This is a genomic window from Streptomyces sp. NBC_00620 (assembly GCF_026341825.1).
Lineage (GTDB): Bacteria > Actinomycetota > Actinomycetes > Streptomycetales > Streptomycetaceae > Streptomyces.
Map to the genome: position 1 here is coordinate 1237616 of NZ_JAPENY010000002.1, position 18846 is coordinate 1256461.

Annotated in this window: 17 protein-coding genes and 1 riboswitch; of the genes, 13 read left to right on the plus strand and 4 right to left on the minus strand. The window is 70.3% G+C overall.

Features of this window, described 5'->3' with window-relative positions; translation table 11 throughout:
- Positions 1–75 precede the first annotated feature (75 nt).
- Positions 76–1341 carry an alginate lyase family protein gene (locus OG246_RS24795; RefSeq protein WP_266467718.1) on the plus strand — a complete coding sequence of 422 codons (1266 nt, stop codon included), beginning with the start codon at positions 76–78 and terminating at the stop codon, positions 1339–1341.
- 117 nt (positions 1342–1458) lie between these two features.
- The gene (locus OG246_RS24800; protein WP_266467720.1) at positions 1459–1920 is read left to right on the plus strand and encodes a thioesterase family protein; all 462 of its coding nucleotides are present in this window, start codon (positions 1459–1461) and stop codon (positions 1918–1920) included.
- Here OG246_RS24800 and OG246_RS24805 read toward each other — a convergent pair.
- Positions 1880–3094, minus strand: a complete 1215-nt coding sequence (locus OG246_RS24805) for an MFS transporter (protein WP_266467723.1) — start codon at positions 3092–3094, stop codon at positions 1880–1882. The two genes, OG246_RS24800 and OG246_RS24805, sit on opposite strands and share 41 nt — an antisense overlap.
- A gap of 139 nt (positions 3095–3233) precedes the next feature.
- On the opposite strand from OG246_RS24805, the gene OG246_RS24810 reads away from it, so the two are divergent.
- The 10 genes from OG246_RS24810 to OG246_RS24855 all read left to right on the plus strand — a co-directional run bounded on the left by OG246_RS24810 (position 3234) and on the right by OG246_RS24855 (position 12433).
- Positions 3234–4424, plus strand: a complete 1191-nt coding sequence (locus OG246_RS24810) for an ROK family transcriptional regulator (RefSeq protein ID WP_266467726.1) — start codon at positions 3234–3236, stop codon at positions 4422–4424.
- 341 nt (positions 4425–4765) lie between these two features.
- A riboswitch (FMN riboswitch) is annotated at positions 4766–4896 on the plus strand.
- A 152-nt stretch (positions 4897–5048) separates the two neighbouring features.
- Positions 5049–5651, plus strand: a complete 603-nt coding sequence (locus OG246_RS24815; protein WP_266467729.1) for a riboflavin synthase — start codon at positions 5049–5051, stop codon at positions 5649–5651.
- A complete protein-coding gene (locus OG246_RS24820) occupies positions 5648–6292 on the plus strand; it encodes a nicotinamide mononucleotide transporter family protein (RefSeq protein WP_266467732.1) in 645 nt (214 codons plus the stop codon). Before OG246_RS24815 ends, OG246_RS24820 begins: the two co-directional genes overlap by 4 nt.
- Complete coding sequence (locus tag OG246_RS24825) at positions 6289–7587, plus strand: bifunctional 3,4-dihydroxy-2-butanone-4-phosphate synthase/GTP cyclohydrolase II (RefSeq protein WP_266467735.1); 1299 nt, start codon at positions 6289–6291, stop codon at positions 7585–7587. Before OG246_RS24820 ends, OG246_RS24825 begins: the two co-directional genes overlap by 4 nt.
- A 55-nt stretch (positions 7588–7642) precedes the next feature.
- Positions 7643–8128, plus strand: a complete 486-nt coding sequence (gene ribH / locus OG246_RS24830; RefSeq protein WP_266467742.1) for a 6,7-dimethyl-8-ribityllumazine synthase — start codon at positions 7643–7645, stop codon at positions 8126–8128.
- A 34-nt stretch (positions 8129–8162) separates the two neighbouring features.
- The gene (locus OG246_RS24835; protein ID WP_018534786.1) at positions 8163–8435 is read left to right on the plus strand and encodes a phosphoribosyl-ATP diphosphatase; all 273 of its coding nucleotides are present in this window, start codon (positions 8163–8165) and stop codon (positions 8433–8435) included.
- A 51-nt stretch (positions 8436–8486) separates the two neighbouring features.
- The gene (gene hisG, locus OG246_RS24840) at positions 8487–9344 is read left to right on the plus strand and encodes an ATP phosphoribosyltransferase (RefSeq protein ID WP_266467747.1); all 858 of its coding nucleotides are present in this window, start codon (positions 8487–8489) and stop codon (positions 9342–9344) included.
- Positions 9345–9358: 14 nt separating this feature from the next.
- Positions 9359–9814 (plus strand): PH domain-containing protein, encoded by a 456-nt coding sequence (locus OG246_RS24845; RefSeq protein ID WP_266467749.1) that lies wholly within the window; start codon positions 9359–9361, stop codon positions 9812–9814.
- Between the two features lie 199 nt (positions 9815–10013).
- Positions 10014–11339 (plus strand): hemolysin family protein, encoded by a 1326-nt coding sequence (locus tag OG246_RS24850; RefSeq protein ID WP_266467752.1) that lies wholly within the window; start codon positions 10014–10016, stop codon positions 11337–11339.
- Entirely contained in the window at positions 11336–12433 is a 1098-nt protein-coding gene (locus OG246_RS24855) for a hemolysin family protein (protein WP_266467755.1), read from the plus strand. The genes OG246_RS24850 and OG246_RS24855 overlap by 4 nt, the downstream gene beginning before the upstream one ends.
- A gap of 189 nt (positions 12434–12622) precedes the next feature.
- On the opposite strand, the gene OG246_RS24860 is transcribed toward OG246_RS24855, so the two are convergent.
- Entirely contained in the window at positions 12623–14485 is a 1863-nt protein-coding gene (locus OG246_RS24860) for an AAA family ATPase (RefSeq protein WP_266467758.1), read from the minus strand.
- Positions 14486–14919: 434 nt separating this feature from the next.
- A complete protein-coding gene (locus OG246_RS24865; RefSeq protein WP_266470896.1) occupies positions 14920–15540 on the minus strand; it encodes a uridine kinase in 621 nt (206 codons plus the stop codon).
- A 235-nt stretch (positions 15541–15775) separates the two neighbouring features.
- Here OG246_RS24865 and OG246_RS24870 point away from each other — a divergent pair, with 235 nt between their 5' ends.
- Positions 15776–17155 carry a peptidase C39 family protein gene (locus OG246_RS24870; RefSeq protein ID WP_266467761.1) on the plus strand — a complete coding sequence of 460 codons (1380 nt, stop codon included), beginning with the start codon at positions 15776–15778 and terminating at the stop codon, positions 17153–17155.
- A 45-nt stretch (positions 17156–17200) separates the two neighbouring features.
- Here OG246_RS24870 and OG246_RS24875 read toward each other — a convergent pair whose 3' ends face one another.
- Positions 17201–18682 (minus strand): M1 family metallopeptidase, encoded by a 1482-nt coding sequence (locus tag OG246_RS24875; protein WP_266467764.1) that lies wholly within the window; start codon positions 18680–18682, stop codon positions 17201–17203.
- Positions 18683–18846 lie beyond the last annotated feature (164 nt).

An 18846-nucleotide genomic window follows, 5' to 3' on the forward strand; every position in this document is an offset into this window, starting at 1 on the left:
CAGGGGTAACCAGCGGCCCTACGCTCGCACGGTCCTACTCGTGAACTACGTTCATATGTATGATCGGAGTGTCTGATGAGTGCAAGACCTCGACTGGGCGTGGTGCTCGCGGCCGTGGTCACCTTGGCAGCCGTCGTCGTCCCCTCCGCCGCGGCTCATGCCGCGCCGAAGGTCCCGAAGACCGCGGTCCTCGACGGCGCCCGGCTGCAGCAGACCAAGGTCCGTCTCGACCGCGGCGATCCCCAACTCAATCGCACGCTCGGGTACTTGACAGCCCGCGCCGACAAGTGGCTGGACCAGGGCCCCTGGACGGTCGTCGACAAGCCGAGACCCGCCCCCAGTGGCGACGTCCACGACTACCTCAGCCAGGCCCCCTACTGGTGGCCCTCCCAGCCCAAGACCGCCGACAATCCCTGGGGTTGCCCCTACGTCCAGCGCGACGGCCAGCGCAATCCCGAGGTCGACACCGGCACCGACCGCCAGGACGTCGAGAAAGTCTTCGACTCGACGTACGACCTCTCGCTCGCCTGGTACTACACGGGCAAGAAGAAGTACGCCGAGAAGGCCGCCTCCGTCCTGCGCACCTGGTTCCTCGACCCCGGCACCCGGATGAACCCCAACCTGAACCACGGGCAGTTCATCCCCTGCAAGTACGACGGCCGGGCCATCGGCATCATCGACTTCTCGCAGTCCTATACGAGCGTCCTGGACGCCATAGCGATCCTGAACACGGGCGCCCCCGGCTGGTCGAGGACCGACCGCTCCGAAATGCTCGCCTGGAACACCGACTTCCGCGACTGGCTGGCCGACGGCGCCTTCGGCAAGGAGGAGGGCGCCGCCAAGAACAACCACGGCACCTTCTACGACATGCTGCTCGCCGGCCTGGCGTACGCGACCGGCGACAGGGATCTCGCACGGCGGACCGTCCTGGACGCGCGCGCCAAGCGGATCGACCCGCAGATCGCCGCCGACGGCAGTCAGCCCCAGGAGCTGGCGCGCACCCGCAGCTGGCACTACTCGACCTTCGACCTGGTCGCCTACACCCGGCTCGCGGCCATCGGACGGCACGTCGGCGTGAATCTTTGGTCCTACGAAGGACCGGACGGCCAGAGCCTGTTCAAGGCGGTCGACTATCTGCTGCCCGCCGCGACCGGGGCCCAGCCGTGGCCGTACCCGGAGCTGGAGTTCTACCGGTTCGCGGCCAGCGATGTCGTGCACGCGGCGGCCGACGCCGGAGACAAGGCGGCGCGAGCCGCGGTTCCGAAGCTGGAAACGCCCCCGGGCGGCGACCTGTGGGCGTTGCGGCCGGCCGCGGAGCAGTTGGACTCGATAGCGGGCTGAGTACTCGGCTCCGGGGAGCTGGTCACTCAGCCCCGGGGGCTTCTGAGCGTTTGCTTAGGATGGGGGTGTTGTTTTCAGCCATGCGTTCCCGTCCCGTACGCCTCAGGAGCCCCGCCCGTGACCGCCGAAGCCCCGATCGCCCCTGCCATTGCGTACGGGCGGCTCATACCCGTCACCGTCCACTTCGACGACCTCGACGCGCTCGGACTGCTCCACAACGCCCGCTATCCGGTGCTGGTCGAGCGCGCCTGGACGGCGCTGTGGAACGAGCGGGGCTTCGGCGGCTACGAGGGCGACTGGGAGGCCGCGGGCGACTTCTGCAACGCGGTCAAGGAGCTGCGGATCAGCTACGAGGCCCCGGTGAACCGTCCCGGCGCGTACGCAGTCCACCTCTGGCTGGAGCGGCTCGGGACGACCGGACTGACGTACGGCTTCCGCTTCTGCTCGGACGATGGCGCGCTGACGTACGCGCACGGCACGCGGGTGCTTGTCCGGCTGGACGCCGGGACGCTGCGCCCGGCGCCCTGGAGTGACCCGTTCAGGGCCGTGGGTCGGGAACTGCTGCGCTCGGCGGGCTGACCACCTTCGGCCGGTCCCGGTCGCCGGCGCGCAGCACACCCGCGAAGGCGGCGAGCCCGGCGGCCAGCACGGTCACCAGACCGAACGACACCATCAGGCTCGTCGCCTGCGCCAGCGAGCCGATCACGCTCGGCGCGACCAGACCCGAGGTGTACGTGATGGTGGCGACGCCCGCGATGGCCTGGCTGGGGTTGGGGCCGCTGCGGCCCGCCGCCGCGAAGCAGAGCGGGACCACGACCGCGATGCCGAGGCCGAGGAGCGCGAACCCGCTCATCGCGACCGCGGGGTGATCCGCGACGACGATCAGCAGCCCACCCAGTACGGCCAGGACACCACCCGCCCGTACGGTGCGTACCGCGCCGAAGCGGTTCACCACCGCGTCGCCCACGAGCCGGGCCACCGCCATGGTCAGCATGAAGCCGGTCGTCGACGCCGCCGCCAGACCGGCCGAGCTGCCCAGTTCGTCCTGCAGATAGACCGCCGACCAGTCCAGGCTCGCGCCCTCGGCGAAGACCGCGCAGAACCCGACCGCGCCGATCAGCAGCGCCGACCGCGGCGGCAGAGCGAACCGGGGCGGTGCCTCCTCGTCCTCGGTGGGCTGCAGGTCGAGCACCCAGCGGCAGGCCACCACTCCGAGGACGGTGAGGGTTGCCGCCGCCAGCGCGTGGTGCACGCGCGCGTCCGAGCCCAGGTGGGCGGCGAGTGTGCCGCCTGCCGAGCCGATCAGGGCGCCCGCGCTCCACATGCCGTGCAGGCTGGACATGATCGACTTGTCGAGCCCGCGCTCGATTTCGACGCCCAGTGCGTTCATGGCGACATCGGCCATGCCGGCCGTGGCGCCGAAGGTGAACATCGCCAGGCACAGACCGAGCAGGTTCGGCGCCTGCGACGGAAGAATCAGGGCGAGCGTCCACAGTGCCATCAGGCCGCGCAGGGCAGCGCGGGAACCGAAGCGGTGGCTGATCCGGCCGGCCAGCGGCATCGAGACGGACGCGCCGAGCGCCGTGAAGGCGAGCGCGAACCCCAGCTGGCCGGTGCTGAGCCCCGCATGGTCCTGGATCCACGGCACGCGGGTCGCGAAGGACCCGGTGACCGCGCCGTGCACCGCGAACACGGCGGCCACGGCGTACCGTGCGCGCTTCAACTCGCGCATGTCGTAGACCACTTCACTCATCGTGCCGCTGCCCCTCCTGGACGTCCTCCCCGCACTGCCGTCGTAAACTATCAGGCACCCTGCCTGATAAATAGAGAATTTACGGCCGGGGAACCGGACCGGGGGCTCCGTGCCCCCACTGATCTGGAAGGATCCCGGCATGCCCGCATCTCCGAGCACCGCCCGGGCCATCAACGACCGCCTCGCCCTGCGCCTCATGCAGCAGGAGGGCCCTTTGACGGCAGGGCAGTTGAAGCAGCTCACCGGACTGTCCCGGCCCAGCGTCGCCGACCTCGTCGAGCGCCTCGCCGCCGCCGGGCTGATCGCGGTGGTGGGGGAGTCGGGGTCGCAGCGGCGCGGTCCGAACGCGCGGTTGTACGGGATCGTCGCCGACCGGGCGCACCTGGCGGCCCTCGACGTCCGCACCGAGGGCGTCTCCGTGGTCGTCTCCGACCTGCTCGGCACCGAACTCGCGCGGGCCTCGGTGCCCATCACGGACGACGCGGGCACCGGGCCGGCCGTCGAGCAGGCGGTGGCGCTGGTGGAGCGCGTGGCCAAGGAGGCCGGAGCCGAGCGGCTGCACACCGTCGGCATCGGCGCCCCCGGCCTCATCGACCCCTCCACCGGCGAGCTCCGCGACTCCTCCGGCCTTCCCGAGTGGCACCGCCGCCTGGTCGCCGCCCTTCAGGAGCGCCTTCCCACCGCCCGCGTCCTGGTCGAGAACGAGACGAATCTCGCCGCCCTCGCCGAACAGCGCGACGGCGCCGCCGGCGACCGCGACACCTTCGTGCTGCTGTGGCTCGGCCACGGCACCGGCGCGGCCGTCGTCCTTGACGGCGCCCTCCGGCGCGGTGCCTCCGGCGGCACCGGCGAGATCGGCTTCCTGCCGGTGCCGGGTACCGCGACCCTGCCGTCGGCGACGGACTGCGAGGGCGGCTTCCACTCGCTCGCCGGGGCGGCGGCGATCGCGGGGCTCGCTGCGCAGTACGGCCTCGTGGCGGAGGAGGTGCCGCACGAGCCGTACGCGGCGGCGCTGGTGAGGAAGGCGGTCGGTGCGCACGCGGAGGAGCCCGCCGGACGTTTCCTCGATGTCCTCGCCGACCGCCTCGCCATCGGTGCCGCCTCCGTCGTCGCCGTGCTGGACCCCGGCTGCGTGGTCCTGGGCGGTGAGGTCGGGCAGGCCGGTGGGGACGTACTCGCCGCGCTGGTCGCGGAGCGGCTCGTAGGGATGTCTCCGTTGCCCGTGGAGGTGCGCGCGAGCGTGCTGGGCGGGGGCGCGGTGCTGCGCGGCGCGCTGCTCACGGCGCGCGACGGCGCACAGGACGAACTGTTCGCGCCGCCTGTTCGGTAGACCGCGGCGGAGGCCGGGCTTGGAGGCCCGGCGGCGGGGCAAGGGCCTCCGTCACCGCCGCCGGGCCGATCGGGGGGCGGGTGCGGCAATTCGTGACAGCCCCGCCGATGCTCGCGGAGCCATGATCGCGACCCTAGGAGGACTAGACCAGTGCGGTCAATAGGTATGGACCAATATCGGTCGCGGATGATGGCACGGAGGCCCAAGCGGGCGCCCTGACGCCGGAGTTGACCGGAGGTGCGACCCCGCAGAAGTCCACTCATCCGGCCTGTGAGCCAGCCCACAGACATTCGCCCGCATGGGCGTCGATCAGGCGTGGCACACTGGCCATGTACCAGAAGCAGCGCACTCCGGGGTCGGTGAAAGTCCGAACCGGCGGTTACAGTCCGCGACCCGGTCGCTTCCAGCGGCCGGTTGACCAGGTGAAATTCCTGGACCGACGGTTAAAGTCCGGATGGGAGGCAGTGCGCGGCGGGCGGGCATTCGTGCGCGCTGCCGTTTGTTTCGACTTGTCCTGACGGGACGAGTCTCATTCGGCATCGTCCCGGTGTCGCAGTCCGTTTCATTCTGTCGTCATCGACAGGCCCCGGAGTCCGTGCCCTATGAGGCAGGAGGACCCGGGAAGTGTTCACCGGAATCGTCGAAGAGCTGGGTGAGATCACCGCCGTCGAGAATCTCGGCGACGCCTCACGCTTCCGACTTCGTGGCCCTGTAGTCACCGAAGGTGCGCAGCACGGCGACTCCATTGCCGTCAACGGCGTCTGTCTCACGGTCGTCGAACACGAGGGCGACGAGTTCACCGCCGACGTCATGGCGGAAACCCTGGACCGCTCCAGCCTCGGCGCCCTGACCGTCGGCTCCCGCGTCAACCTAGAGCGCCCCACCGCGGTGGGCGCACGCCTGGGCGGGCACATCGTGCAGGGCCATGTCGACGGTACGGGCGCGGTCATCGAGCGCAGGCCGTCCGAGAACTGGGAGATCGTGAAGGTCTCGCTCCCGGCGGACCTCTCCCGGTATGTGGTCGAGAAGGGCTCCATCACCGTCGACGGCATCAGCCTGACCGTCGTCGAGGCGGGCTCCGACTACTTCACCGTCAGCCTCATCCCCACCACCCTCGCGCTGACCACGCTCGGCCTCAAGCAGCCCGGCGACCCGGTCAACCTCGAGGTCGACATCATCGCCAAGTACGTCGAGCGCCTCCTCGGCACCAAGGAGGCGGCGCGGTGAACTGGCTCAACTCCGAGGCCTTCACGCTCTTCGACCAGCACATCAAGTGGTCGGACATGATCGGCAACACGATCGGTCTGGTCGCCCTCGCGCTCGGCTGGCGGCGCTCGATCTGGACCTGGCCCGTCCAGTTCCTGTCCGGTGTCATCCTCCTCGCGGCCTTCGCCACGGCCCACCTGTCCGGCAGCGCCGGCAAGCAGGTCGTCGTCATGGTCGTCGCCGCGTGGGGCTGGTGGCAGTGGAACCGCGGCAAGGGGCAGGCGCAGGACGGCTCCATCGCCGTACGGTTCGCCACCTGGCGCGAACGCGGCGCGCTGCTCGGCGCGGCCGCCGTGGGCACCCTCGCGGTCGGCCTCCTGTTCAAGGCGTACCCGACCCTCTCCTGGGACCCTTGGCCAGATGCCTACATCTTCGTCGGCACCATCGTCGCCATGTACGCGCAGGCGCGCGGCATGGTCGAGTTCTGGTTCGCCTGGCTGCTGGTCGACCTGGTGGGCGTCCCGCTCAACTTCGCCAACGGCTTCGCCTTCTCCGGTTTCGTCTACGTCGTCTACGGCGCGCTCGTCCTGTGGGGCATGCGCGACTGGTGGCTGCGCTCCCGCAAGGCCGGGCAGCCCGTCCTGGAAGGAGCCCCGGCATGACTACAGCGCCGGTTTGGTACAGCACGGGCCACGATCAAGACGCCTCGGATTTCGCGCTCGATCCGGTCGAGAAGGCCATCGCGGACATCGCCGCGGGCCGCCCGGTCGTGGTCGTCGACGACGAGGACCGGGAGAACGAGGGCGACCTCGTCATCGCCGCCGAGAAGGCGACCCCCGAGATCGTCGCCTTCATGATGAGCGAGTGCCGCGGACTGATCTGCGCCCCCATGGAGGGCGAGGAACTGGACCGGCTCCGGCTCCCGCAGATGGTCGACGACAACACCGAGTCGATGAAGACCGCGTTCACGGTGTCCGTGGACGCCTCGGCCGCTCACGGTGTGACCACCGGCATCTCGGCATCCGACCGTGCCACCACGCTGCAGCTCCTCGCGGACGGCAGCGCCCGGGCGGACGACTTCGTCCGCCCCGGCCATATCTTCCCGCTGCGTGCCAGGCCCGGCGGCGTCCTGGTCCGCAACGGCCACACCGAGGCCGCAGTCGACCTGGCCCGCCTCGCCGGCCTCCGCCCGGCCGGCGCGATCGTCGAGATCGCGGGGGAGGACGGCCGCATGCTCCGCCTCCCCGAGCTGATCCCCTTCGCCCGCAAGCACGGCCTGACGATCATCTCCATCGAGGACCTGATCGCCTACCGCCGCACCGCCGAGCCCACGGTCCGCCGCGAGGCCAAGACACAACTGCCCACCTCCTTCGGCGAGTTCACGGCGTACGGCTACCGCTCCACCGCCGACGGAGTCGAGCACGTCGCCCTGGTCCACGGCGAGATCGGCGACGGCGAGGACGTCCTCGTCCGCGTCCACTCCGAGTGCCTCACCGGCGACGTCTTCCACTCGCTGCGCTGCGACTGCGGCCCCCAGCTCCAGACCTCCATGGAGCGCATCCAGGCCGAGGGCCGGGGCATCGTGGTCTACCTCCGCGGTCACGAGGGGCGCGGCATCGGTCTGCTGTCCAAGCTGCGCGCGTACGAGCTTCAGGAGCGCGGCCGGGACACCCTCGACGCCAACCTGGAGCTGGGCCTGCCCGCGGACGCCCGGGACTACGGCGCGAGCGCGCAGATCCTCGACGATCTCGGGGTGGCGAGCGTCCGCCTGATGACCAACAACCCCGACAAGACCGACGCGCTCGTCCGGCACGGGCTCAAGGTCACGAGCCGGGAGCCGATGCCCGTACAGGCGGGCGAGCACAACCTCCGCTACCTGCGCACCAAGCGGGACCGGATGGGACACGACCTGCCCTGGCTCGACACGACCACAGTGTCGGCCTGCGGCAACCAGTAACAACCGTAATTTCGGCAGCACAGCACAGCACAGCACAGCAGCAATGAGGAGAGACGTGAGCGGCAAGGGTGCACCTGAACTGTCCGTACGCAACTGCGGCGACCTGCGCGTCGCGGTCATCGCGGCACAGTGGCACGAAAAGGTGATGGACGGCCTCGTCGACGGCGCGCTGCGCGCCCTGCACGAGCTGGGAATCGACGAGCCGACCCTCCTTCGGGTTCCCGGCAGCTTCGAGCTCCCGGTCGTCGCGAAGGTCCTCGCGGGCCGCGGATACGACGCCATCGTCGCGCTGGGCGTCGTCATCCGCGGGGGTACACCCCACTTCGAGTACGTGTGCCAGGGCGTCACCCAGGGCCTCACCCAGGTCTCCATCGACACCGGTGTCCCCATCGGCTTCGGCGTGCTGACCTGCGACACCGAGGAGCAGGCCCTCGACCGCGCGGGCATCGAGGGCTCCAACGAGGACAAGGGACACGAGGCGGTGACGGCCGCCGTGGCTACCGCGGCCACCCTCCGCTCAGTATCTGAACCCTGGCGCTGAGGGATGCGGGTAAGCGCGTAGGGTGAGGACCACCATGTCCAATAAGACGTTCGAGGAGCTCTTCACCGAGCTCCAGCAGAAGGCCGCCACCGGCGATCCCGCCACTTCGCGCACCGCCGAGCTGGTCGGCAAGGGCGTCCATGCCATCGGCAAGAAGGTCGTCGAAGAGGCCGCCGAAGTATGGATGGCCGCCGAGTACGAGGGCAAGGAAGCCGCCGCCGAGGAGATCTCGCAGCTGCTCTACCACGTTCAGGTGATGATGGTCGCGCGTGGGATCTCCCTCGACGACGTGTACGCCCACCTCTGAGCCGTAGCCCCGCACCCCCGCACGTACGAACTAACAAAGGAAGCCGACCTCATGCTGCGCATCGCCGTCCCCAACAAGGGTTCCCTGTCAGGACCTGCGGCGGAGATGCTGCATGAGGCCGGCTACCAGCAGCGCCGGGAGTCCAAGGAGCTGCGGATCGTCGACCCGGAGAACGAGGTCGAGTTCTTCTACCTCCGCCCCCGCGACATCGCGATCTACGTCTCCTCCGGCCGCCTCGACATCGGCATCACCGGCCGCGACCTGCTGATCGACTCGGGCGCCAACGCCGAGCCGATCCTCCCGCTCGGCTTCGCCCGCTCCACCTTCCGCTTCGCCGCCAAGCCCGGCACGGCGGCCGGTATCGCGGACCTGGCCGGCAAGACCGTGGCCACCTCCTACGAGGGCATCGTCGCCAAGCACCTCGCCGACCACGGCGTCGACGCCTCCGTCGTACACCTCGACGGCGCCGTCGAGACCGCCATCGAGCTGGGTGTCGCCGAGGTCATCGCGGACGTCGTCGAGACCGGCACCTCGCTGCGCAACGCGGGGCTCGAGGTGTTCGGCGACCCGATCATGAAGTCCGAGGCCGTCGTCATCCGCCGCGTCGGAGCCGACGCCACCGAGGACGCCGAGCCCAAGGTGCAGCAGTTCCTGCGCCGACTCCAAGGCGTCCTGGTGGCACGGACGTACGTGATGATGGACTACGACTGCCGCGCCGAGCACCTGGAGAAGGCCGTCGCGCTCACCCCCGGCCTGGAGTCGCCGACCATCTCGCCGCTGCACAACGAGGGCTGGGTCGCCGTCCGCGCGATGGTCCCGTCCAAGGAGGCGCAGCGGATCATGGACGATCTGTACGAGCTCGGCGCGCGGGCCATCCTGACCACGGCCATCCACGCCTGCCGGCTCTGAGGGACCTCGAGACCATGTCCGAACTTCCCGCCCTGCCCGTCACTTTCCGGCCGTCCCGAACCCGGGCCGTCCTGGTCAGTACCGGTGTGGCGATCCTTGTGGTTCTCACCACGGTCGTGATGCTCCTGGAGCAGCTCGGCCCGGGCGAGAAACTCAGCTTCATCCTCACAGGGGCCCTGATCTTCGGGGTGCTCCTGATGCTGGCCCGGCCCAAGGTCGTCGCCGACGAGACGGGCGTCACCGTCGTCAACATCGCCAGCAGCAGGCGCCTGGCCTGGGCGGAGATCCTCCAGGTCAACCTGCGCCCGGGCGACCCCTGGGTGTTCCTCAACCTCAGTGACGGCACCAGCCTGCCCGCGCTCGGCATCCAGCCGGGCATCGCCAAACAGCGCGCGATCGAGGACGCCCGCGCCCTTCGAGCCCTCGCCGAAGCCCGCTCCACGGGTCACCCCGAGGAACATCAGGCCTGACTCTCAGCCTTCCACCCTGCCGCTCGGGCCCATGTCTTGATTAATCTGTTGGCGGAGGCGTTTTCATCGCGCCTCCGCCACTGATGTGCCACCCGGTATTCAGAGGCCCCCAGCTACCCGAGGAGTGACTCCCTCCAGCGATGGACGGATCGTCCTGTAGTACCTGCGCCGCCCCCTTCCGACATATCGAGGCGGCGGCATGATCATCCCCTTGCTGCTCCTTGGGGCGGCATTCCTGCTCATTCTCGCCAACGGATTCTTCGTCGCGGCGGAGTTCGGCCTGGTCACGGTCGAGAAGCCCGACGCCGAGAAGGCGGCCGCCGAGGGCGACCGACGGGCTGCGACAGTCGTCAACTCGCTCAAGGAGCTGTCCTTCCAGCTCTCCGGCACCCAGCTCGGTATCACCATCACCTCACTCGTCGTCGGCATGCTCGCCGAACCGGCGCTCGCCGAACTGCTGCACGGACCGTTCACCGCGACCGGCCTGCCCGAGGGCGCCGTGCCAGGCGTCGCCGTGGTCGTCGGCATGCTGCTGGCCGCGGCCGTGCAGATGGTCATCGGCGAACTCGTGCCCAAGAACTGGGCCGTGTCCAAGCCCCTCCAGGTCGCCCGCTTCGTCGCGGGCCCGCAGCACATGTTCTCCCGCACGTTCCGGCCGGTGATCGCCGCGCTCAACGCGGTGGCCAACCGGCTCGTCCGGGCCCTGGGCGTCGAGCCCGCCGAGGAGCTGGCCTCCGCCCGCACCCCCGGCGAACTCATCTCCCTGGCCCGGCACTCGGCGCAGGCCGGCGCCCTGGAACAGGACACCGCGGATCTCTTCGTACGCACCATGTCGCTGGCCGATCTGACCGCGCAGCACGTCATGACGCCGCGCGTGAAGGTCAGCGCCCTGCAGTCCTCGGCGACCGCCGAGGACGTCGTCAACCTCACCCGGGCCACCGGCCTGTCCCGCTTCCCCGTCTACCGGGAGCGGATCGACGAGATCGTCGGCATGGTCCACCTCAAGGACGCCCTCGCGGTGCCCTCACGCGACCGGCTGCGCACCCCCGTCGGCCGGATCGCCCAGGCGCCGCTGCTCGTCCCGGAGACGCTGCCGGTGCGGCCGCTCCTGGAGCAGCTGCGCAGCGAGCAGCCGATCGCCGTGGTCGTCGACGAGTACGGCGGCACGGCGGGCGTCGTCACCCTGGAGGACATCGTCGAGGAGCTCGTCGGCGAGGTCCGCGACGAGCACGACGGACAGGATCTGCCCGAACTCGCGGCGGCGCCGCCCGAGGACGGGAAGCCCGCGTGGGAGGCCGACGGCAGCTGCCGGGTCGACGTCCTGAAGCGCATAGGCCTCGACGTGCCCGAGGGCCCGTACGAGACCGTGGCGGGCCTCGTCGCCGATCTGCTCGGCCGTATCCCGGCCGCCGGTGACAAGGCGGAACTCCCGGGCTGGCGGCTGCTGGTGCGCCAGGTCGGGCACTACCGCGCCGAACGCGTACGGCTCGTGCGAACCGCGCCTGTCGCGGAGGCCGTCCGATGAGCGTGCTCCAACTCCTCTTCGCCGCCCTGCTGGTGCTCGCCAACGGCTTCTTCGTCGGCGCCGAGTTCGCGCTCGTCTCCGTACGGCGCAGCCAGATCGAACCGCTGGGGACCGCGCGGGCGCGACAGGTGCTGTACGGCCTGGAGCGACTGCCCCAGATGATGGCAGCGGCCCAGTTCGGCATCACCGTCTGCTCGTTGACGCTCGGCGCGGTCGCCGAGCCGACCGTCGCGCAGCTCCTTGAGCCGCTCTTCGAGGCGGTCCACATGCCGCACGGGATGATCCACCCCCTCGGGTACGTCATCGCGCTCGCCTCGGTCGTCTTCTTCCACCTGGTCATCGGCGAGATGGTGCCGAAGAACCTGGCGATGGCCGCGCCCGAGAAGACGGCGCTGTGGCTCAGCCCGGGCCTGGTCGCGTTCGCGCGGCTGTGCCGGCCGGTCACCGTGGGCCTCGGGGCCTGCGCGCGGATGATCCTCAAGCTGTTCCGCGTGGAGCCCAGGGACGAGGTCGAGGCGGTCTTCACAAGTGAGCAGCTCAACCGCCTCGTCGAGGACTCCGGCCAGGCCGGCCTTCTCGACCCCGAGGAGCAGGAGCGCCTCGAGGACGCCCTGGAACTGGGCTCCCGCCCGGTCACGGACGTCCTCCTCGACTCCGGCTCCCTGGTGACCGTGGGCCCCTCGGTCACCCCGGGCCAGGTCGTCGCGCTCACCGCCCGCACCGGGTACTCCCGTTTCCCGGTGGTCGCCGAGAACGGCGCCTTCATGGGCTATCTGCACGTGAAGGACGTACTGGACCTGGAGGAATCGGACCGGGCGGTACCCCAGCAGAACTGGCACGCCATGACGACCCTGCGGGCCGAACTCCCCCTGGACGACGCCCTCACCGTGATGCGCCGCGCCGCGACGCACCTCGCCCAGGTCGCCGACGCGTCCGGCAAGGTCGTGGGCCTAGTCGCGCTGGAGGACGTACTGGAACTCCTGGTCGGCGAGGTACGCGACCCGGCGCACCGGGAGGTCCCGGCAGCGCCGGTACGTGTCTCGGAACCACGAGCGAGCGAGGCCCCGGAGGAGGCACAGGCACTGGCGAGCTGAGCACCGGGTTTCTTCGCCCCCGCCGCCCAAAAGATTGCGCAGTTCCCCGCGCCCCTTCAGGGGCGCGGGGAACTGCGCGACAAGCCCCCACGGCCCCGCAGTAAACAAACAACCCAGGGGGGTCTGGGGCGCAGCCCCAGAAGGATGGGACGGGTAGGGGCGGCGGGGGCGAAAAACTGCAGCCCCCGCTCACAGGGCCGAAGGATCCTGTGGTCCTCTCCCCGAGAGGACCTCCCCGTACGCCTGCATCAGATCCGGCAGCCGCAGTGTCGACAAGTCGTCGCGGGACAGCACGCCCGGGTAACCCGAGAGCCGCAGATCCCGATACGCGCAGCTCTTCTCGTACAGCGTCCGCAGGAACCGCCCGTTGCCGAGCTCGTCGATCCACCCCTGGTCGACGACGTGCCCGGCGATCGAGCGCAGCTCGTCCAACGCCTCCTCGTCCCAGACGTCGCCGTTCTCGGCGGCCAGCACCTCGCCGATGGAGGTGAGTTCGAGCGGGCGGTAGGAGGGGAAGTCGACGCGGGTGGTGAAGCGGGAGGAGAGACCGGGGTTGGCGGTAAGGAGGCGGTCCATGCCCTCCGGGTAGCCGGCCAGTATGACGACCAGGTGGTCGCGGTTGTCCTCGGCCCGCTTCAGGAGCACCTGCAGCGCCTCGTCGCCGTACGCGTCGCCCTTGCCGTAGCCGGAGTTGGACAGCGAGTACGCCTCGTCCACGAAGAGCACACCGCCGATGGCCGAGTCGATCAGCTCATTCGCCTTCACGGCCGTCTGGCCGAGGTACTCGCCGACCAGGTCCGCCCGCTGGGCCTCCACCAGGTGGTCGCCGCCGAGCAGCCCGAGAGCGTAGAAAACCCGGCCGAGAATGCGGGCCACGGTGGTCTTGCCGGTGCCCGAGGGACCGGAGAAGACGAAGTGCCGCTTGGGCGGCTGGACCGGGAGGCCCTGCCCGGCGCGCAGCCTTGCCATGTTCAACTGCGCGGACAGCGCCTTCACTTGGCGCTTCACGGGCTCCAGGCCCACCATGCGCTCCAGCTCGGCGAGCGCCTCGTCGAGTAACGAGGGGTCGGTCGGCCCCGGCGGCAGCGGCTGCACCGGCACCACGGCCTTCTCGCGCACCGCGTCGGCCTCCGGTGGCAGCGCGCCCGGCGGCACAAGCCCTGGCTCAGAGAGCTTCAGGTCCCGCCCCTCGGTGCCGAACAGCGGGTCGATGCCGTCGGGCCCCTCCATCATGTCCTGGCCGACTCCGGCGAGCGTGATCGCCGCGAGGTCGCTGACCTCGTCGTATCCGTCGCCCTCGGAGATCGCCGCGAGCCGCGCCGAGGTGTCCATGAAGGCGGGGTCGACCCGGTGCACCGCCCGGTACAGGGGCAGCGCGGCGGCGGACCGCCCGGTGCCCTCGTGCGCCCGCGCCAGCCAGTACCGCAGCTCCTTGCGCTGCGGCTGCTCGCTGCGACAGCGCATGAGGGCGGAGGAGAGGAGCGGCTCGGCCTGCCCGAACATCTCCAGGCGCACCCGGGCCATGCCGCCGAAGAGGCCGGCCTCGATGCCCAGCATCGGATCGTGGATCAGCGGATCCGTGTGCCGGACCAACTGCTCCCAGTCCTTGACCAGATACGCGCGGCAGGCGTGCAGGAAGCGCACCTGAGGGTCGGTGTCCACGGGCGGCAGACCCGCCAACGCCCGGTCCAGCTCGGGGACATGGCGTCCGTCCAGCCAGTGCGAGGCGTGCGCGAGCAGCAGATCGCGCGGGCTCTCGAGGACCGGCTGCACCCACCAGCCCAGCCAGTACCAGGAGTTGAGGGTGCGGCGGTGGCGGGTGCGCTGCTCCCCGAAGCGCTCCCGGTGCCGGAACATCCTGAGCAGCGCGGTCGTCGTGTCCACCCGCAGCGCGTGCAGTCCGAGCCAGCCGTCCGCCATACCCGGGTCCATCCGCACCGCGGTACGGAATTCCTCCTCCGCCTGCGGGTAGGCGCCCATCGTGTAGGCGTCCACCCCCCGCAGCCAGGCGAGGTCGGCCGGGGCCTCCGGGCCCTGCGTGCCGAAGTCCATCACGTCCCCCCACAAACCGTGCCCCCGATGGTCCTCCGCCGGGCAGGTGCCCGTCGGCAGCCTTGGTCGAACCGCTGTGCCGCGGACGGGAGTTGCGCCGGTGCGCAGAGCAGCCGTCCGAATATCGCACCGAGAGGCATCGTACCTGCGAGGGAGTGCCCATCCGAAGGGTGCCGCACGCCTCGTTCGACGAGGTGGGAGCAGATGGGGCGCACTCGGCTTGGTGACCGAGGGTGAGCGAATCGCGCCTCGGAGCGTCCGGAAAAGGGTCCGGGGCAGAACGAAGCCCCCGATCACGGGGGAACAACCGGGGGCTTCGCGTCTGCGGGGCGGCCTCGAACGGCCGCACATTCAGAACGTAAGACCTGTACGGCCCCCGGGTCAAGCCGAGTTGAGGCACTGAAGGAACTTCTCAGACATGGGTCTTCACAAGTTCAGCACACTGCGGATGGTCCGTCACTGTGAGTGATGTCGGGGTTGGGTCCAGGGGTCTCAGTGGGCCCGGGAAGCACCTCATATCCCTCGGAACACTGCCGCGCCAGAAGATCGGCGAACGGCCTCGAGGGGTCCTCGGCGAAGTGCCGGCGCTCGGCGGAGACCCATCCGTGCCAGAACTCGCCCTGCGCCTCGCCGTCCCGCCGCCGCCCACGCGTCCATGCCTCGCCGTGCGGCAACTCCATCCACAGCAGCCGCGCCAGATACGGGCGCAGCGCGCGGCGGCCCGCGCCGACACCCTCCAGGATGATCAGAGGCGCGGGCGGCAGCTCGCGGACCGGTCCGAAGCTCCGGGCGGTCCAGTCGTACGGGGCATAGCGCGCCGTCTCGCCGTGCCGCAGCGGCTCGATGACCTCGCGCAGCAGCCGCCCGTCCCAGGCGAAGAGCTCCTCGTGCGTCGCGATGTCGTCGAGATGCAGTACGGGTGCGTCGCCCAGTTCCGTGGCCAGCCGCCCGGCGAAGGTGGTCTTTCCGGAGCCCGCGTGGCCGTCGACGCCGATCAGGCGGACCGGGCCGCAGGAGGGCGGCAGCCGGCGCAGGTGTGAGGCGAGGTCTTGGATGGGGGATCCCGGGAGGGTGCGTTATTGGCGTATTTCTGATCAAAACTCTATACCGGGCGGCTGCCCCGCGTCCGGGGCCACCGCGTTCCGCGGCCAGCCACTGGTCCCTACCAATATTGGTCGGCGCCGCGAGGCCAAAAGTGCTGGCAGAAGCCGGGGGCGGCATTCATAGTTGGCGCACACCCGCGCACTGTGCTTGCCCGTTTCGGACCGGACACCCGGGGGTCACTCATCCATGCCCAGAGCTGAACAGCCGTCCCGAAGAACCGTCCTGACCGCGGCGGTGGCCGCGGCCGCGGCGGGATCCGCGAGTCCGGCGGCAGCCGCGGACCCGCCCGCGCGCCCGGCGAAGGCCCGGTCGAAGGCGCCCTCGAAGGCGCCGTCCGGTCTCGTGGACAACCGCGCCTGGATCTCGTACACCGACTGGCGCGGCGGCACCGCGAAAGGCACGCGGGCCGTGGCCGGGCTCCGTCCCGGTCTGGTGATCGCGGCCCCGACCGGCACCAGGACGTACACCGACCCGCACACCAACAGGACCGCCATCTGGGAGTACGCGACCTGGACCTCCCCTCTCCACGATCTCGCGGTCCCCTCCACCGAGGCCGTCGCCTCCTGGAACGCGGACACCCCGGCCGGGACCTGGCTCCAGGTCGAACTGACGGGCACCTACTCGGACGGCACCGACACTCCCTGGTACGTGCTGGGTCGCTGGGCGGCCGGCGACCAGGACATCAGGCGGACCTCTGTCGACGGCCAGAGCGACGGCAGGAGCAGTATCTGGACCGACACGTTCTCCATCGACGACGCGGCCTCGGGCCTGCGCCTGGTCTCGTACCGGCTACGGCTGACCTTGTACCGCGCCCCGGGCACCAAGGTCACGCCCACGGTGTGGCGGCTCGGCGCGATGGGCTCCGACATCCCGGACCGCTTCACCGTCCCGGCCTCCACGCCCGGCCTCGCCCAGGAGCTGAAGGTCCCGCGCTACTCGCAGGAGACCCACGCGGGCCAGTACCCCCAGTACGACAGCGGCGGTGAGGCCTGGTGCAGCCCCACCTCCTCGCAGATGATCGTCGAGTACTGGGGCCGCAAGCCGACGGCGGAGCAACTGGCCTGGGTCGACCCGGACTTCACGGACCCGCAGGTGTGCCACGCGGCCCGGTACACGTACGACTACCAGTACGGCGGCTGCGGCAACTGGCCCTTCAACGCCGCGTACGCGTCGACGTACAAGGACCTCCAGGGCGTGGTGACCCGGCTCGGCTCGCTCACCGAGCTGGAGACGCTGATCGCCGCCGGCATCCCGGCCATAACGTCGCAGTCGTTCCTCAAGTCCGAGCTGACCGGGGCGGGTTACGGCACCTCGGGCCATCTGATGACCGTCATCGGATTCACCGCCGACGGTGATGTGATCGCCAACGATCCGGCGTCGGCCGATGACGCGGCGGTGCGCCGCGTCTACCCGCGGCGCGAGTTCGAGAACATCTGGCTGCGCACGAAGCGGTACAACGCCGCCGGGAACGTCGCGTCCGGCACCGGCGGCGTCTGCTACCTGTACTTCCCGGCGCAACCGTCGGTGCGACAGCTCGCGGCGCTCGCGGCGGTCGGGGTCCGCTGAGGAGACGGGCGGCCCCTCACCCCAGTGAAGGGGTCGCCCGTCGGTTCAGCTCTGGACCGGATTGACCACCCAGTCGGGGTGACCCGGCATCGGCGGCGTCTTCGCGCCGTAGAGCCACGGGTGCAGGAAACCGTCGAGATCCTCGCCCGCGACCTTGGACGCCAGGTCGACGAAGTCCTGCGTACTCGCGCTCTTTCCGCGGTACTTGGTGACCCAGGCCCGCTCGATCTTCCCGAAGGTCTCCTGGCCGACCTGCTCGCGCAGCGCGTACAGGACGAGCGTCGAACCGTCGTACCGCATCCGCTTGAAGAGGTTCGGCTCGGTCGGTTCGGCCGGGGCCCCGTAGTCGTGGCGCCACTGGTCGTGGTTCTCGTACGCGGTCTTCATGGTCCCCTCGAAGCTGACGCCGCCGTGCGTCTCGGAGTACAGCCGCTCGTAGAACCGTGCGTGGCCCTCGCTCAGCCACAGGTCGGACCAGGTCTTCATGCCCACGCTGTCGCCGGTCCACTGGTGGGTGAGCTCATGCACCAGGTTCCGCTCTGCGCTGACCTGGTCGCCGAGCAGGTCGGCCTTCGGGATCAGGGAGAGCGTCTGGGTCTCCAGGGCGACGCCGAGGTCGGTGTCGCCGACGAGGAGGCCGTACCGGTTGAAGGGGTAGGGGCCGAGCCGCTCCTCCAGCCAGGTGATGTGGTCGGCGGTGAGCTTGCGGTACTGCTCGGTCGGCGCCACCAGGTCGGCCGGGACCGCATCGCGGATCGGCAGCCCGTGCGGGCCCGTGCTGTCGACGAAGGTGAACCTGCCGATCGCCAGCTGGGCGAGCTGCGCCGCCACCGGCTGTTCGGAGTCGTACGTCCACCGCACGCGCCCGTCGGCCTGCTCGGTGCGGTCGGTGAGCCTGCCGTTGGCCACGGCGGAGAGGCCGGCCGGTGTGGTGATGCGGAAGGTGATCGGCGCGCGCCTGCTCGGGTGGTCGTTCGACGGGAAGATCATCTTGGCGCCGTTGGGCTGCGGATAGAGCACCGTGCCATCGGGGGTCGGGATCCAGCCGTAGTCCTCGATGGCGTCGTCGCGGTGGCGCATCTGGGTGGGGTCGGCGGTGTAGGTGACCTTGACCGTGAAGGCTTTGCCCCGGGCGAGGGCGCTCGCGGGGGTGATCACCAGCTCGTCGCCGTCGCGCACGGTGGCGGCCGGCCGCCCGTTCACGGTCACCTCGTGCAGGGTGTTGCCCGCGAAGTCCAGGTTGAAGCGGGACAGGGCCTGCGTCGCGGTCGCCTTGATCGTCGTCGACGCCTCGAAGGGTGTCTTCGGGGCCTGCCAGTCGAAGTCGAGGGTGTAGCGGCTCACCTCGTAGCCGCCGTTGCCGTCGAGCGGGAAGATCGGGTCGCCGAGCCCTGCCGCACCGGGAGAAGCGGCGCCGGAGCTCGTGGAAGCGGCCTGCGAGACCGGACCCGTCAAGGCGGCCGCCACCGTGATCGCGGTCGCGAGGGCGAGACGGGCGCTGCGGCGGGGCGTCCGGAACGTGTCCATCGAGGGCCTTTCGGTCGGCTGGCTGTCGTGTGATGAGACGCACACTCTGCGGGGACCGTTGTGGGAAAGGGAGCCATTCGAAGCTGATCGAAGTGTTCGGGGTGACCAAGGTCTCTACCACTGGAACCCGTTCCGGTGGCAAGGTGGTCGGGTCGGTGGGGAGC